Annotated in this window: 16 protein-coding genes, 1 pseudogene and 2 riboswitches; of the genes and pseudogenes, 8 read left to right on the plus strand and 9 right to left on the minus strand. The window is 70.9% G+C overall.

Annotation, left to right across the window (positions count from 1 at the left end; translation table 11 throughout):
• Window positions 1-61: 61 nt before the first annotated feature.
• A complete protein-coding gene (locus IF29_RS0102755; protein ID WP_030248946.1) occupies window positions 62-742 on the plus strand; it encodes a maleylpyruvate isomerase family mycothiol-dependent enzyme in 681 nt (226 codons plus the stop codon).
• Window positions 743-758: 16 nt separating this feature from the next.
• On the opposite strand, the gene IF29_RS47320 is transcribed toward IF29_RS0102755, so the two are convergent.
• The 3 genes and pseudogenes from IF29_RS47320 to IF29_RS0102765 form a co-directional block, all read right to left on the minus strand.
• Window positions 759-1,169, minus strand: coding sequence for an NUDIX hydrolase (locus tag IF29_RS47320; protein WP_232242005.1), 411 nt, complete (start codon window positions 1,167-1,169; stop codon window positions 759-761).
• Between the two features lie 6 nt (window positions 1,170-1,175).
• Window positions 1,176-1,664, minus strand: a pseudogene (locus IF29_RS47325) (GNAT family N-acetyltransferase); the annotation flags it as partial.
• Window positions 1,665-1,737: 73 nt separating this feature from the next.
• Window positions 1,738-2,286, minus strand: coding sequence for a hypothetical protein (locus IF29_RS0102765; protein ID WP_157623539.1), 549 nt, complete (start codon window positions 2,284-2,286; stop codon window positions 1,738-1,740).
• A gap of 112 nt (window positions 2,287-2,398) precedes the next feature.
• On the opposite strand from IF29_RS0102765, the gene IF29_RS0102770 reads away from it, so the two are divergent.
• Window positions 2,399-2,932, plus strand: coding sequence for a zinc ribbon domain-containing protein (locus IF29_RS0102770; RefSeq protein ID WP_030248952.1), 534 nt, complete (start codon window positions 2,399-2,401; stop codon window positions 2,930-2,932).
• 82 nt (window positions 2,933-3,014) lie between these two features.
• Here the strand turns inward: IF29_RS0102770 and IF29_RS0102775 are convergent, their stop codons facing one another.
• The 6 genes from IF29_RS0102775 to IF29_RS48890 all read right to left on the minus strand — a co-directional run bounded on the left by IF29_RS0102775 (window position 3,015) and on the right by IF29_RS48890 (window position 8,748).
• Complete coding sequence (locus tag IF29_RS0102775) at window positions 3,015-3,521, minus strand: flavin reductase family protein (protein WP_232241994.1); 507 nt, start codon at window positions 3,519-3,521, stop codon at window positions 3,015-3,017.
• Window positions 3,522-3,559: 38 nt separating this feature from the next.
• Window positions 3,560-4,690, minus strand: a complete 1,131-nt coding sequence (locus IF29_RS0102780) for an LLM class flavin-dependent oxidoreductase (RefSeq protein ID WP_030248955.1) — start codon at window positions 4,688-4,690, stop codon at window positions 3,560-3,562.
• Between the two features lie 5 nt (window positions 4,691-4,695).
• A complete protein-coding gene (locus IF29_RS0102785; protein ID WP_030248957.1) occupies window positions 4,696-5,784 on the minus strand; it encodes an LLM class flavin-dependent oxidoreductase in 1,089 nt (362 codons plus the stop codon).
• Window positions 5,781-7,184 (minus strand): NtaA/DmoA family FMN-dependent monooxygenase, encoded by a 1,404-nt coding sequence (locus tag IF29_RS0102790; RefSeq protein WP_051724804.1) that lies wholly within the window; start codon window positions 7,182-7,184, stop codon window positions 5,781-5,783. The genes IF29_RS0102785 and IF29_RS0102790 overlap by 4 nt, the downstream gene beginning before the upstream one ends.
• A gap of 39 nt (window positions 7,185-7,223) precedes the next feature.
• A complete protein-coding gene (locus IF29_RS0102795) occupies window positions 7,224-8,462 on the minus strand; it encodes an LLM class flavin-dependent oxidoreductase (protein ID WP_051724805.1) in 1,239 nt (412 codons plus the stop codon).
• Window positions 8,463-8,658: 196 nt separating this feature from the next.
• On the minus strand, window positions 8,659-8,748 hold the full coding sequence (locus IF29_RS48890; RefSeq protein WP_380522756.1) for a putative leader peptide: 90 nt from the start codon (window positions 8,746-8,748) through the stop codon (window positions 8,659-8,661).
• Between the two features lie 11 nt (window positions 8,749-8,759).
• A riboswitch (SAM riboswitch) is annotated at window positions 8,760-8,870 on the minus strand.
• A gap of 179 nt (window positions 8,871-9,049) precedes the next feature.
• Window positions 9,050-9,160, plus strand: a riboswitch (SAM riboswitch).
• 20 nt (window positions 9,161-9,180) lie between these two features.
• On the opposite strand from IF29_RS48890, the gene IF29_RS48895 reads away from it, so the two are divergent.
• The 6 genes from IF29_RS48895 (at window position 9,181) to IF29_RS0102820 (ending at window position 14,195) form a co-directional block, all read left to right on the plus strand.
• Window positions 9,181-9,276 (plus strand): putative leader peptide, encoded by a 96-nt coding sequence (locus IF29_RS48895; protein ID WP_380522758.1) that lies wholly within the window; start codon window positions 9,181-9,183, stop codon window positions 9,274-9,276.
• A gap of 112 nt (window positions 9,277-9,388) precedes the next feature.
• A complete protein-coding gene (locus tag IF29_RS0102800; protein ID WP_084713414.1) occupies window positions 9,389-10,438 on the plus strand; it encodes an amino acid ABC transporter permease in 1,050 nt (349 codons plus the stop codon).
• A 26-nt stretch (window positions 10,439-10,464) separates the two neighbouring features.
• Window positions 10,465-11,217, plus strand: a complete 753-nt coding sequence (locus tag IF29_RS0102805; RefSeq protein WP_198037259.1) for an amino acid ABC transporter ATP-binding protein — start codon at window positions 10,465-10,467, stop codon at window positions 11,215-11,217.
• Between the two features lie 148 nt (window positions 11,218-11,365).
• Window positions 11,366-12,355, plus strand: a complete 990-nt coding sequence (locus IF29_RS0102810) for a transporter substrate-binding domain-containing protein (protein ID WP_030248971.1) — start codon at window positions 11,366-11,368, stop codon at window positions 12,353-12,355.
• Between the two features lie 20 nt (window positions 12,356-12,375).
• The gene (locus IF29_RS0102815; protein WP_030248974.1) at window positions 12,376-13,410 is read left to right on the plus strand and encodes an amino acid ABC transporter permease; all 1,035 of its coding nucleotides are present in this window, start codon (window positions 12,376-12,378) and stop codon (window positions 13,408-13,410) included.
• Window positions 13,407-14,195: an amino acid ABC transporter ATP-binding protein gene (locus IF29_RS0102820; protein ID WP_030248977.1), complete on the plus strand. Its 789-nt coding sequence runs from the start codon at window positions 13,407-13,409 to the stop codon at window positions 14,193-14,195. Before IF29_RS0102815 ends, IF29_RS0102820 begins: the two co-directional genes overlap by 4 nt.
• The last annotated feature ends 48 nt before the right edge of the window (window positions 14,196-14,243 follow it).

Consider the following 14,243-nt stretch of genomic DNA (forward strand, 5'->3'; position numbering starts at 1 on the left):
AACCCCCGCACGCGACCGCGGGCGGCCGGTGAGATCACCACCGACGGGTAGCTTGATCGCCATGGATCTGGCTGAGGTGATGGACGCATTCCGGGCGGAGGCGGAGGAACTCGCACACCGGGCTGCCCAGGTCAGTGAGGACGAGTGGACGCGGCCCACGCGCTGCGAACCCTGGTCGGCACGCGAACTGCTGGGGCATGTGTGCGTGGTGCTGGGCTGGGTTCCGGGCATGTTGGTCGGGCCTTCACCCGAACGGGCCGAGGTGTCGGCGAGGGAGTACTACCGCCCGGACCATCGCTTCGCTGTTGCGACCAACACGGCTCGTCTGCGCCTGGCGGAGGAGTGTTCCGCCGGGCACGCCTCGGGTGCTGCGCTGGCTGCGAGCTTCGGGGAGATCTCGCGCAGGGTGGACGGGCAGTGTCGGCAGGAGCCGGAGGAGCGGGTGGTGTTGACCCGGCACGGGGACGCCATGCTCCTGTCCGACTTCATGCTCACTCGGGTGGTCGAGGTCGCCGTCCACGGGCTCGACCTCGCCGACGCCCTGGGCCGCGAACCGTGGCTGACGCAGGAGGCCGGAGACCTGCTGCTCCAGTTGCTGGCAGGTTCGGGAGCGAAGCTGGTGGACGAACTCGGCTGGAGCCGCCCAACGTTCCTGCGCAAGGCGACAGGGCGAGCACCGCTCGACGCCTGGGAGTCGGACCAGATCGAGCGGCTGGGGCTGCACTGGCTCGCGTTGGGCTGAACCGGACTCAACCGCGTCAGAGCAGTGGCCGGCCGGAGGAGTGGAGCATGTCGAAAACCATCTGGCCGACTGCCGAAACCCGCGAGCGATCGGCGTAGCCGAACCAGTCCGTCTCGGCGATCTCGTTCGCGGCGAGCAGGGGACCGGAGTACTCGGCGGTGTAACAGATCATCCGGAACTCGGTTTTTCCGTCGGATTCCCGCTGCGTCTCGAAGGTGCCGACGTGCACCATCGTGGCCGTGTCGATCCGGGACTGGAGTTCCTCGGCGATCTCGCGGGTCAGGGTCTCGGCGTCGGATTCGCCTGGTTCCCGCATTCCGCCGGGGAAGTAGAAGAGGTCGACGCCGCGGTTGCGCGCCACCAGCACCCGCCCGTCACGGAGCAGGACCCAGGCCACCTTCTCCGGAACGACCTCGACCTCGACCATGTCGCGGGTGAGCAGGCAGGTCGTGCTGCCGTCGTCCTCCTTGATGTTCCGGACGTGGTGGAACCCGAGTTTGCGCAGCAGGGTCAGGGAGGCCTGGTTCGGTTCGGCGACGGTGGCGTGGACTTCGGTCAGGGCCATGGAGTCGAAGGCGTAGGTGACGATGGCGTTCGCCAGTTCGGTGCCCAGGCCTTGGCCCCATGCTTCCGCGGCCAGCGCGTAGATGATCTCGTAGCCGTCGACGACGGTTGCCGGCTTGATCTCGGCATGGCCGACCAGGCGGCCGTCGCGCCGCACGGCCCAGACGTCGAACCGGTTCATGGGGTACACCTTGGTGAAGATCCGGCCGAACAGCGCACGGTCCTCCGCCTCGGAGGCGGGACCGTCGCCCATCCACCTGGACACCCGCTCGTCCTGGAACAGTGCCACGAAGTCCTCTTCGTCGGCGGGGGTGTACGGCTCCAGAAGCAGGCGCTCGGTGCGCAGGGTGGGGGTCATGGCGAGCGACGGTACCCGTGACGTGCGCCCCGGTCCAGCATGGCCCGAAGGAATCCAGCCGGCCTGGGCCGCGCTACCGCGAGGGGATTGCGGCGGACGGCTCGTTCGGGTTGCTCGGGTAGGTGCCTACGCTGACGAACCGCCACGAATGGGCCGACGCCGGGTTCGCGCCGTGGATCTCCAACTGGTCGTGTGCTCCGTCGATGTAACTGATCGTCACCGATGCGTCGGCGCTGTCCGAGTCGTTGGGCTTGACCGTCACGGTCGCGGGGCCGGCGGCGGCGTCGCGGCTGTGGGTGAAGTCCGCGGCGGTGAATCCGGTGGGGCCTTGGTTGTCCTGGGACGGGACCACGGCGCGGAGCCCGCTCTCGCTGTGCTGGGCGAGGGCGCGCAGGTAGCAGCGGATCAAGCCGGCCTGGTCGGCGTCGGCGCCTTCGACACGGGCGGACCAGGAACAGGACGGCTCCGATGCGTCCGGGCCGTCGAGAGCGTCCTGAACCCGTGCCCACCCGTCCGTCGCCAACCAGACGCCGAGCAGCACCGCAGCCACCGCAGGCAGCACCCCGACGGCCCAGAGCCGCCTGTGCCGCGAAGTCCCCGCACCGACACTCTCGCCTGCCATCCCTGCCCCCGCTTCCACCCGCCGCGCGGGACGCGCGGTCGATCATCGCCCGGAGTCTAGGAGGTGAGGGGGATGATGGTGGTTCCACTCCGCGCACAAGAAGGCGGTCGCCATGCCCACCGTTCCTACCGTTCCCCTGCTGTTGGTCGACCTGGAGGCCGCGTACGCCGCCGGGGTAGAGGCCGGCCGTGGTGGGGCGCTGTGGCGGTTGGCGGAGCCGGGGCGGCAGTTGGACTCCAATCTGGTGCGGCTGGGCCCCGGGGCCGCGGTGGGGGAGCATGCCGAGAACGATCTGGACGTGCTGCTGGTGGTGCTGGAGGGCGGCGGCCGGTTGGACGGGCCGGAGGGGGGACTGGAGCTGGAGCCGCGTGCGGTGGTGTGGTTGCCGCGGGGCAGTCGCCGTGCGCTCGCTGCGGGTCCGACCGGGCTGGCCTACCTGACGGTGCACCAGCGGCGTCCGCCGCTCGGGATCGGCAATCTCGGCAGCCTCCGCGCAGCCGTCGCCGCCGTCGCCGAGGGCGGTGAGGGTCCCTGCCTGCTCGACCGGGTCTGCCCGGAGTGCGGCCGGCTGGCGACGGAGGCGTCCGCGCGCTACTGCAGCCGTTGCGGTGAGGCGCTGCCCGCGCGGGACGGCCGCTCGAACTAGTGAGGCGAAGCAGGCCACGGCGGAAGATACGGTGCTCACCGTTCTTCCGCCGTGGTGGTCGCGCGCGGGCCCTCCCCCGGGCTCAGGCGGCTTCGAGGCGGCGGAAGCCGCTCGCGTGGAAGACCAGCGGAGGGACCGCCGGGTCGGCGTCCAGTTCGTGGACCCGGAGCAGCACGATGTCGTGGTCCCCGGCCCGGATCAGCTGCTCCACGCTGCAGTCCAGCCAGGCGGCGGCCTGCTCGACCAGGACCGCGCCGTCCTCGGTGGCCCGCCAGTCGAGCGAGGCGAAGCGGTCGCCGTCCCGGGCGGCCAGCTGCCGGCAGGCCAGTTCCTGCTGCGCGCTGAGCACGCTGACGCCCAGTCGGGCGCTGCCGCTGAGCACTGGCCAGGTGGTCGAGCTGTGCGCGACGCACACCGAGACCAGCGGCGGGTCGAGCGAGACCGAGGTGAACGAGCTGGCGGCGAGGCCGACCGGCGCCCCGTCCACCAGTGCCGCGATCGCGGTGACCCCGGTCGGGAACGCGCCGAAGACGCGGCGCAGTTCGGCGGGGTGCAGGGCCACGTCGTTCTGGGCCTGAGCCTGGGTCACTGTTCTCCTCCGAAGCAAGGGGTCTGTTGCTGTAACCGTCATGACCGGCGCGCCCATTCCTCGGCGAGCAGCCGGTAGGAGGCGACCCGGTCGGCGTGGTCGTGGGTGATGGTGGTGACCACGAGCTCGTCGGCGCCGGTGGCGTCGCGGAGGATCTCCAGCTGGTCGGCGACCTGCTGCGGGGTTCCGGTGAACTGGGTCTCCACCCGGTCCTGGACCAGGGCGCGGTCCTGGTCGCTCCAGACGTGCGCGCGGGCCTCGTCCGGGGTGGGGAACTGGATCGCGCCCTCGCCGCTGCGGATGCTGCGCACCCACAGCCCGTAGCCGGTGGCCAGCTCCCGCGCGGTGGCCTCGTCCTCGGCGACCACCACGTCGGCGGAGACGCTGACGTAGGGGCGGTCCAGTACCGCGGAGGGACGGAACGCGGCGCGGTAGCCCTCGGCGGCCTCGACCACGGTGGCCGGGCTGACGTGGTAGTTGGCGGCGAAGCGCAGTCCGTTGGCGCCGGCGACCTCCGCGCTGGTGCCGCCGCTGCTGCCGAGGATCCACACCTCCAGGTCCGCGCCCTCGCCGGGCACCACATGGGCCTCCACACCGTCCGCGGTGCGGTAGCTGCCGGCGATCAGCGCGAGGATGTCGTCGACCTGCTCGGCGTAGTCCTGCGCCTCCGCGTTCGGCTGCTGCAGCAGCTTCTTGTGAAGGACGAACCGCGGCGACTTGAGCAGGTGGCGGAAGTCGAACTTGGCCGGGATGCGCAGTCCGTTGGGGGTGTAGCCGTCGACCACGGCGGTGCCGCCGACCAGGGCCGGTTCGCGGGACGGCGCCGGCTTGCCGCCGGAGCGGCCCAGGCCGAGGTCGAAGCGGCCCGGGTGCAGGGCGTCCAGCAGGCCGAACTCCTCGACGGTGGCCAGCGCGGTGCGGTGGCCCAGCTGGACCGCGCCGGCACCGAGCCGGATCCGGGTGGTCGCGGCGGCGGTCAGGGCCAGCACCACGGCGGGCGAGGTCCCGGCGACGCCGGGGTTGAGATGGTGTTCGGCGAACCAGTAGCGGCTGTAGCCGAAGCGTTCGGTCTGCCGGGCCAGGTCGATGCTGTTGTGCAGGGCCTGCCTGGCGGTGGATCCGGAGCTGATCGGGACCAGGTCCAGGACGGCGAGCGGGGTGGTGGACATGGCGGTCAGGCTCCTTCGGGGGCCGGTGCTGCTGCCGGAGTGTTGACGGGGGCCCAGGCCCAGGGCGGGTCGGGGATGGACCGGCGCAGCTCCGGTGCGATGTCGGACTGGAACAGCTCCAGCGAGTCCCGGTGCTGAGCATCCGTCAGCCCGCCTGCCTCGGCGTGCAGATGGAGCACGCTGTGGCCGAACTGCTGGTGGTAGCGGTGCACCTTGTCGACGATCTGCTGCGGGCTGCCGATCAGGGCCGAGCTGCGCTCGACGAAGTCCTCCAGGGTGGGGAACACCGGCTCGACGCCGAGCCGCTTCTGGAAGCCCAGGTACCCCTCGAAGACCGGGCGGTAGTCGGCGAGCGCCTGCTGCGAGGTCGGCGCGGCGTAGAAGCCGGCCGTGCCGGCGCCGACGGCCGCGCGGGCCGGGTCGTGGCCGTAGTGCTCCCAGCGCTCGCGGTAGTAGCGGATCAGTTCGGCGTAGGGCTCGATCGGGTTGGTGACGTTGGCGGAGAACAGCGGGTCGCCGTAGCGGGCGGCCAGGTCCACCGACTCCCGGCTGGTGGCACTGCCGTGCCAGACCCGGACCGGCTGCTGGAACGGCCGCGGCCAGACCTCCGCGTCCAGCAGCTCCGGGCGGAACTTGGGAGAGGCGGTGACCTTGTCGTTGCGCCAGATCTGCCGGAACAGCTCGTAGGACTCGGCGTTGCGGTCCCACTGGTCCTCGGGGGTGACCTGGAACAGCTCGCGCTGGGCGGCGCCGTTGCCCTTGCCGATGATCAGTTCCAGCCGGCCGCCGGAGAGGTGGTCCAGGGTGGCGTAGTCCTCGTAGGCGCGGACCGGGTCGAGCAGGCTGAGCGTGGTCACCGCGGTGAACAGGCGGATCCGCTTGGTCAGCGCGGCGACGTGGCTGAGCACGACCGGTGGGGAGGAGGAGATGAAGGGGCGCTCGTGCCGTTCGCCGACGCCGAAGCCGTCGAAGCCGAGCTCCTCGGCGAGCAGCGCGCTGTCGACCACCTGGCGGAAGCGCTCCTGGGTCGACGGCTGCCGGCCGGTGACCGGGTCGGGGGAGTGGACGATCAGGGTGATGGTGATGAACTTCACGACGCAGCCCTCTCGGTGGCCCGGTTCCGGTTCTCGTCCCGGTTCTCGTCCCGGTTCCGCGGTGCGGCCAGGCCGAGGTGGTCGCGCAGCGTGGTGCCCTCGTACTCGCTGCGGAACACCCCGCGCTCCTGCAGCAGCGGGACGACGGTGTCGGCGAACTCGTCGATGCCGCCCGGGGTCAGGTGCGGGGCCAGGATGAAGCCGTCGCTGGCGTCGGTCTGCACGAACTCGTTGATCGTCTCGGCGACCTTCGACGGTGTGCCGATGAAGGACTGACGTCCCGTCACCTCGATGATCACCTCCCGGCTGGAGAGGTTCTTCGTGGCGGCCAGCTCCCGCCACTGCCGGGCCACGTCCAGCGGGTCGCGGTGCATCCGGACGCTGGCCCGCCCCTTGGCGATGGTGTTCTCGCCGACCAGCGGGTCGACCTCGGGCAGCGGACCGTCCGGGTCGTGGTCGCTCAGGTCGCGGTTCCAGAGCTGCTCCAGGAACTTGATCGCGGTCTGCCCGCTGACCTGTTGGCGCCGGATCAGCGCGGCCTTCTCCTGGGCGTCCGCGTCGGTGTCGCCGAGGACGAAGGTGGCCGCGGGCAGGATCAGCAACTCGTCCCGGCCGCGCCCGTACCGGTCCAGCCGGTCCTTGACGTCGGTGTAGAAGGCGCGTCCGGCCTCCAGGGTGCTGTGCCGGCTGAAGATGGCGTCGGCGGAGGAGGCGGCGAACTCCCGGCCCTCCTCGGAGTCGCCGGCCTGGAAGATCACCGGCCGTCCCTGCGGGCTGCGCGGGACGTTGAACTGCCCGGCGATGTCGAACTGGCTCACCCGGTGCTGGAAGCGTCCGACGTCCGGGTCGGCCAGGAAGGTGCCGGACTCCTTGTCGGCGACGATCTCGTCGCCCCGCCAGGAGTCGAAGAGCACCTGGGCGGCGGTGAGGAACTGCTTGGCCCGCTCGTATCGGTCCTCCTGGGCCAGGAAGCCGCCGCGGCGGAAGTTCTGCCCGGTGAACTCGTCCCAGGAGGTGACCACGTTCCAGGCGGCGCGGCCCGCGGAGAGGTGGTCCAGCGAGGCGAACTGCCGGGCCACCTCGTAGGGCTCGTTGAAGGTGGAGTTGATGGTGCCGGCCAGTCCGAGCCGGTCGGTGACCGCGGCCAGCGCGGCCAGGACGGCGAAGGTGTCCGGGCGGCCGACCACGTCCAGGTCGTAGATCTGTCCGCCCTGCTCGCGCAGCCGCAGCCCCTCGGCCAGGAAGAGGAAGTCGAACTTGGCGCGCTCCGCCGTGCGCGCCAGGTGGACGAAGGAGCTGAAGTCGATCTGGCTTCCGGCGGCCGGATCGCTCCACACCGTGGTGTTGTTCACGCCGGGGAAGTGCGCGGCGAGGTGGATCTGCTTGAGTGGCTTGCTCATGCGACAGGCGTCCTTAGGTCTCGGTGGTGGAACAAGCGCTCAGACAGAGGTGGCGGCGGAGGCGGTGGCAGAGGTTGCGGCGGTGTAGCGGCTCCCCGGGCGGGGCAGCCCGAGCAGCCCGCGCAGGGTGTCCGCCTCGTAGGCGGTGCGGAAGGCTCCGCGGCGCTGCAGTTCGGGGACCAGCCGGCGGGTGATCTGCTCCAGGTCGTGGGGGAGGGTGGCCGGGCGCAGCCGGAAGCCGGCCAGCCCGGCCTGCTGCCACTCCAGCAGCAGGTCGGCGAGGTCGCCGGCGGTGCCGGCGAAGACCTCGGCGTCGCTCGTCAGCGGGGTGCCGGCCAGCTCGTCCAGCCGGTCCCGGCGGGCCGCGGCCGCGCCGGGGGCGTCGTCCAGGAAGACCAGCAGGTCGCCGAATATGTGCACGGTCTGGTCGGCGCGCCCGGCCGCGGCCTGCTCCGCGCGGATCTCGGCGACGATGCCGCGGGCGTCGTCCGCGTCGTGCGGGGTGGTGAAGCCGAGGTCGGTGGAGCGGGCGACCAGCCGGTAGGGGATGGTCTGGTGCGCCAGCGCGGTGACCAGCGGCTGACCCTGCGGGGGACGCGGGGTGATCGACGGCCCCTTCACGCTGAAGGCGCTGCCCTCGAAGTCGATGTAGTGCAGCTTCTCGCGGTCGATGAAGCGGCCGGTGGCGACGTCGCGGATCTCGGCGTCGTCCTCCCAGCTGTCCCAGAGCCGTCGCAGCACCTCGACGTAGTCGGCCGCCTCGTCGAACAGCTCGCCGACCAGGGCCTGGACCTCGGGGCGCTCGAAGTCCTCGAAGGTGAACGGCGGCAGCGTTCGGCGGCCGAAGAGCTCGGCCTCGTGCGGGCGTCCCGACACCTGGACCCGCACCCCGCCGCGTCCGCTGCTGACGAAGTCGAGGGTGGCGATCGCCTTGGAGATGTGGAACGGCTCGGTGTGGGTGACCGTGGCGGTCGGCACCAGGCCGATGTGCCGGCTGAGCGGGGCGATCCGGGCGGCGGTCAGCACCGCGTCCAGCCGCCCGCGGACCTGGTCGGTGCGCCGGTCCGGGGCGAAGGTCTCGGCCGACTGGAGGCCCAGGGAGTCCTCGATGGTGACGAAGTCCAGCAGTCCGCGCTCGGCCTCGGCGACGAGGTCCGCCCAGTACGCCGCGGTGAAGAGCCCCTCGGGCCGGGCGTCGGGCAGCCGCCAGGCGGCGGGGTGCCAACCCGTGCCGTCGAGGGCGACGGCCAGATGGAGGGCGGGGTGTGGGAGAGGCATGGGGGAGATCGCTTCCTGCTCGATTGGGGCCCGATGGTGCGGCGGGCATGCCGAGGGGGACCCGCGCCGGGGCGGCCCGGGGCGGAGTCGGCGGGAGGGTGGGTGCTTCAGCGAGAGGACCGCTGCAGCGGGAGAGGTGCTTCGGAGCGGTGGCCGGAGGTACGGCGGCGCAGCGCCCGTCGAGCGGGGGTGCTGCTCAGGCGGCCGGACAGAGGGCGCTGGCGATGCGCTGAAGATCGATATGGCGACGCGAGTACGTGCCCACTGGTTGACGCACTGCTCTCACCTCCGGTTCAGCTTGCGCGCTTACAGGACTGCGCCGTCCTGTCGGGTCGTCACCTGGAGCACCCCGCCGCGTCGGAGGGTTGCTGGTCAGCCAGCCAGGGCTTGTTGCTGACGCTCGTAACCTGCTCACACGCTAACTCCGGATGGGCGTCGAACACAATCCCCAGTGATCGACTGGGGATGGCCGAGGAGGTCCGCGGAGGTCCGGGGGAGGCCCGGGGCCGCTCCAGCGAGCCTCCAGCGAATCTCCACCGAACCGATAGGCATTGTCTAAATGCGCCGGACGGGTTACCGTGATCCCTGGTTATGAGCGTCAGCGTCAAGCCCTGGCTGGCTGACCGGCAACCCTCCGACGCGGCGGGGTGCTCCAGGTGACGACCCGACGGGACGCCACAGTCCTGTAAGCGCGAGATCGAAAGCGGAGGTGAGAGCAGTGCGTCGAGCAGTAGCCGGAACGTACTCGCGTCGCCACGTCGATCTGCTGCGGGTGAGCAGTGCCCTGTGTCCGGAGACGTGCGCGGTCCGCTGACCGCACCCTTCTCTCCCTGCCTTCATTCCCGGCACCTGTCACCCCATTCACGCCCCCCGCCGTGCCTCCACGGCGCGCTGCGGCGTTCTCACGGGACGGAACCCACACCCCCATGAGCAGTCCGGACACCTCTGCGCGCACCGCCGTCGCGCCCGAGCCTCCCCCTCCGGTCACCGACGACCGCCCGCTGCACCAGCGCCCCGAGGACGGGCAGCTGCTCGCCGCGAAGCTGGTCCCGCTGCGCCGCCCCGGCCAGTGGATCTCGGCTCTCGCCCTGCTCGTCCTGCTGGCCATGTTCGTCCACACCCTGCTGACCAACAAGCGGTTCCAGTGGGACGTGGTCGGCAGCTACTTCCTCAACGGCTCGATCGTGAACGGCCTGGTCCTGACGCTGTGGCTGACCGCGGCGGTGATGGCGACCGGCTATCTGCTCGGCATCGGCGTGGCGGTCATGAGGCTGTCCGGCAATCCGGTGCTGCGGTCGGTCAGCTTCGGCTTCGTCTGGCTGGTCCGCTCGGTCCCACCGCTGGTCCAGCTGCTCTTCTGGTACGAACTCGCTTCGCTCTACCCGCAGTTGTCGCTCGGCATCCCGTTCGGGCACGAGTTCGCGATGGTGCGGACGGCCCACCTGTTCAGCGGGATCCTCGCTGCCTTCGTCGGCCTGACCCTGGACGTGGCGGCCTTCGCTTCCGAGATCGTCAGGGGTGGCATCCTCTCCGTGGAGCACGGCCAGACCGAGGCCGCCGAGGCGCTCGGCCTCGGCCGGGCCAGGATCTTCCGCAGGATCGTGCTGCCGCAGGCGATGCCGGCGATCATCCCGGCCACCGGCAACCTGCTCATCGGGATGCTGAAGGCGACCTCGATCGTCAGCGTGATCGCGGTGCAGGACCTGCTCTACTCGTCCCAACTCATCTACAACCAGAACTACCTGATCATCCCTCTGCTGCTGGTCGCGACGCTCTGGTACATCATCCTCACCACGCTGCTCTCGATCGGCCAGTTCTTCGTCGAGCGCCACTACGCCCGCGGGAGCCGGCGCGGCGGCAGCGGCGGGACCGGCTTCTGGCAGCTCTTCCGCGGCAACATCCCGCTGTTCGGCGCCAGCGGCGCCAACGGTGCGGCCGGCGGCCGCAGCGGACGCGAACTGGCGGGCCTGTCATGAGCGCCGTTGAGCAGACCCAGGAGCCCCTGGTCCGGATCCGCGGACTGCGCAAGAGCTTCGGCGCCAACCTGGTCCTGGACGGCATCGACCTGGATGTGCGCGAGGGCGAGGTGACCGTGCTGCTGGGCCCCTCGGGCTCGGGCAAGTCCACCCTGCTGCGCAGCATCAACCACCTGGAGAAGCCGGACGCCGGCTTCGTCGAGGTGGGCGGCGAGATCATCGGCTACCGCCACCACGGCAGCAGGCTGCACGAGTTGGGCCACCGTACGATCACCAGGCAGCGCGCCGCGGTCGGCATGGTGTTCCAGCAGTTCAACCTCTTCCCGCATCTGACGGTGCTGGAGAACATCATCGAGGCCCCGGTCGCCGTCCGGGGCCTGACCAGGAAGTCCGCCGCGGTCCAGGCCAGGGAACTGCTGGAGCGGGTGGGACTGGACGGGCGCGAGAGCGCCTATCCCCGGCAGCTGTCCGGCGGACAGCAGCAGCGGGTGGCCATCGCCCGCGCGCTGGCCATGGAACCCCGGCTGCTGCTGTTCGACGAGCCCACCAGTGCGCTGGACCCCGAACTCGTCGGCGAGGTACTGGCGGTGATGCGCGACCTCGCCCTCAGCGGGATGACGATGATCGTGGTCACCCATGAGATCGGCTTCGCCCGCGAGGTCGCCGACTCCGTGGTGTTCCTCGACGGCGGACGCGTCATCGAGTCCGGCGCCCCGGCCGACGTCCTCGACAACCCCGGCCACGACCGGGCCCGCGCCTTCCTCGCCGCGGTCCTGTAACAGCACACCGCTCGCAGCGTCGCGCAGCGGCACCCACCTCCCGTTCCCACCCCCCGTTCCCACCCCCCGTTTCCGCCTCTCACGGCACCCCCTTGCCTCGTCCCGGACCTCACGGCCCTTCACGGCCTGCCCTTCGAAAGGAACCGCTGTGCCGAATCGCCATCTCCCCCGCACCGCCTACGCCGCCCTCGCGGCCTCTGCCGCGCTGGCCCTGCTCACCGCCTGCGGATCGAGCTCCGGCACCACGGTGACGCCGGCTGCCGGCGGCGGCGCGTCCAGCGGCTCCGCGGGCTCCGCCCAGGCGGCGTCGACGGCGATACCCAGCCAGGACGTCGTCTCCTCGATCCAGGCCGACCCGGCCCTGAAGGCCGAACTCCCGGCGGCGGTCCGCAGCAGCGGCACGCTCACCCTGGGCACCGTCAAGGCGGTCGGCAGCTCCAACCTCCCGCACGGCGGCCAGGGCTCGGACGGCAAGCAGGTCGGGCTGGACGTCGACCTGCGCGATGCGGTCGCCAAGGTGCTGGGAGTCAGCTGGAACGTCGAGTTCGGCACCTTCCCCACCGTCATCCCCGGTGTGCAGAACGGGAAATACGACGTGGGCCAGGCCAACTTCGGTGCCACCAAGGCCCGGGAGCAGGTGGTCGACTTCACGACCTACCTGAACGACGGTCAGTCCTTCCTCGGTGCCGCCGGGTTGAAGATCGACAGCGCCACCAGCATCACCGACCTGTGCGGCTACAACGTCGCCACCAGCCCGGGTACCACCTTCCAGCAGCTGCTCACCGACGGCGCGTCCAAGTGCGCAGCGGCCGGCAAGAGCCCCTACAAGGTGCAGTACTTCGCCGACACCGCGCCGATCTTCCTGGGCCTGGCCAACGGGAAGGTCGACATCTACTTCGGCCCCACGCTGGGGCTGAAGTACGACGCCGCGCACATCCCCGGCACCAAGTACCTCGGCCAGGTCGGCACCACGCCGGTCGGCTTCGTCACCGCGAAGGGGTCGCCGATCGCCAAGGCGCTCAGTGACGCGGTCAACAAGCTCATCGCCACCGGCGACTACGCGAAGATCTTCGCCAAATGGGGGGTCCCGGGTACCGGCGTCACCCGTTCGGTCGTCAACCCGCCCACCACCTTCTGAGCCGGCAGGAGACCCCTCCGATGTCCGAACAGTCCATCCCCGCACCACCGTTCGAGGTCGCCGACAGACCGCCGAGCCGAACCCCGTCCGCCTCGGCGACGTCTGACGCTCCGTCTGACACCCGGTCCGATGCGCCGCTGTCCCGCCAGCGGGTCATCCCGCTGCGGCACCCGGGCCGCTGGATCGCGACCGCCGTGGTCCTGGTCCTGGTCGCCCAGTTCGCGCACGGCCTGGTGACCAACCCGTTCTACCAGTGGGGCCGCTTCCAGTACTGGTTCGCCCGCCCGGTGATCCTGCAGGGCCTGCTGGTCACCCTGGAGGTCGCCGCGCTGAGCGCGGTGCTCGGCCTGGTCGGCGGCATCGTGCTGGCCCTGATGAGGCAGTCGAGGAACCCGATCCTCCGGGCCGTCAGCTGGACCTACATCTGGCTGTTCCGCTCGGTCCCGCTGATCGTCGTGCTGCTGGTGCTCTACAACTTCAGCGCCCTCTACAAGACGCTCAGCCTGGGCGTGCCCTTCGGTCCCGGCTTCGTCCACTTCAACGAGTCGGCGCTGGCCACCGACCTGGTGGTGGCGACCCTCGGGCTCAGCCTCAACGAGGCCGCCTACGCCGCCGAGGTGGTCCGGTCCGGCATCCTCTCGGTCGACCAGGGACAGCACGAAGCCGCTGCGGCGCTGGGACTGCCCAGGGGCTACCAGTTCCGACGCATCGTGCTGCCGCAGGCGCTGCGAGCCATCGTCCCCGCCTACGTCAACCAGCTCATCGGCCTGATCAAGGGCACCTCGCTGGTGTTCTACGTCTCGCTGCTCGACCTGTTCGGCGAGGTCCAGAACATGGGCAGCACCTACCCCGGCGACGTGGTCCCGCTGCTGCTGGTGGCCACCGTCTGGTACGTGGTCCTGACCAGCGTCGTCTCCGTCGTGCAGTTCTACGTGGAGCGCCACTACTCCCGCGGGGCGCTGCGCACCGTCCCGCCGACACCGCTGCAGCGGCTCCGGGTGAGCCTGCGGCAGCTGCGCGAACGCGCCGACTTCGGAAGCACGGTGAACTCATGACCGGCACCACCACGCTGACCGCCACGGCCGCCGCCGTCGAGGTGCACGGAGCGCACAAGTGGTACGGCGCCAACCGGGTCCTGGACGGCGTCGACCTCACCGTCCAGCCCGGACAGGTCGCGGTGATCCTCGGCCCGTCCGGCTCGGGGAAGTCCACACTGCTGCGGGCGATCAACCACCTCGAACAGCTGGACGTCGGGCACGTCAGCGTCAACGGGGAGCTGATCGGGGTCCGCCGCCACGGGGAGCGGCTCAAGGAGCTGGGCGAACGGGCGATCCTGGCCCAGCGCGCCGGAATCGGCTTCGTGTTCCAGGGCTTCAACCTGTTCCCGCACCTGACCGCACTGGAGAACATCGCCGCCGCGCCGGTGGCGACCGGGCGCGCGACCCGGGAGGAGGCCCGGGCGACCGCGCGCGACCTGCTGGAACGGGTGGGCCTGGCCGACAAGGCGGACGCCTACCCGCGCCAGCTGTCCGGCGGACAGCAGCAGCGCGTCGCCATCGCCCGGGCGCTGGCGCAGAAGCCCGGACTGATCCTGTTCGACGAGCCGACCTCAGCGCTCGACCCCGAACTGGTCGGCGAGGTGCTGGCCGTCATCAAGGACCTGGCCGGTAGTGGCACCACCCTGATCGTGGTCACCCACGAGATCGGCTTCGCCCGCGAGGTCGCCGACCTGGTCGTCTTCCTCGACGGCGGCCGCATCCTCGAACAGGGCAGCCCGGCGGAGGTGCTGGACAACCCGCAGCACCCGCGCACCAGGGAGTTCCTCAGCAGGGTCCTCTGACCCCCCGTCCGCTGACCCCGTCCCAACCACATTCCCATTCGCAAGCAC

Origin of the sequence: Streptacidiphilus jeojiense, from assembly GCF_000719095.1 — a bacterium.
GTDB lineage: Bacteria > Actinomycetota > Actinomycetes > Streptomycetales > Streptomycetaceae > Streptacidiphilus > Streptacidiphilus jeojiensis.

Excerpts from the sequence above, each read along its gene's own strand:
- IF29_RS0102755 (WP_030248946.1), top strand. The coding sequence starts at position 62 with ATGGATCTGGCTGAGGTGATGGACGCATTCCGGGCGGAGGCGGAGGAA.
- IF29_RS47320 (WP_232242005.1), bottom strand. The coding sequence starts at position 1,169 with ATGGTCGAGGTCGAGGTCGTTCCGGAGAAGGTGGCCTGGGTCCTGCTC.
- IF29_RS0102765 (WP_157623539.1), bottom strand. The coding sequence starts at position 2,286 with ATGGCAGGCGAGAGTGTCGGTGCGGGGACTTCGCGGCACAGGCGGCTC.
- IF29_RS0102770 (WP_030248952.1), top strand. The coding sequence starts at position 2,399 with ATGCCCACCGTTCCTACCGTTCCCCTGCTGTTGGTCGACCTGGAGGCC.
- IF29_RS0102780 (WP_030248955.1), bottom strand. The coding sequence starts at position 4,690 with ATGTCCACCACCCCGCTCGCCGTCCTGGACCTGGTCCCGATCAGCTCC.
- IF29_RS0102790 (WP_051724804.1), bottom strand. The coding sequence starts at position 7,184 with ATGAGCAAGCCACTCAAGCAGATCCACCTCGCCGCGCACTTCCCCGGC.
- IF29_RS0102795 (WP_051724805.1), bottom strand. The coding sequence starts at position 8,462 with ATGCCTCTCCCACACCCCGCCCTCCATCTGGCCGTCGCCCTCGACGGC.
- IF29_RS0102800 (WP_084713414.1), top strand. The coding sequence starts at position 9,389 with ATGAGCAGTCCGGACACCTCTGCGCGCACCGCCGTCGCGCCCGAGCCT.
- IF29_RS0102815 (WP_030248974.1), top strand. The coding sequence starts at position 12,376 with ATGTCCGAACAGTCCATCCCCGCACCACCGTTCGAGGTCGCCGACAGA.
- IF29_RS0102820 (WP_030248977.1), top strand. The coding sequence starts at position 13,407 with ATGACCGGCACCACCACGCTGACCGCCACGGCCGCCGCCGTCGAGGTG.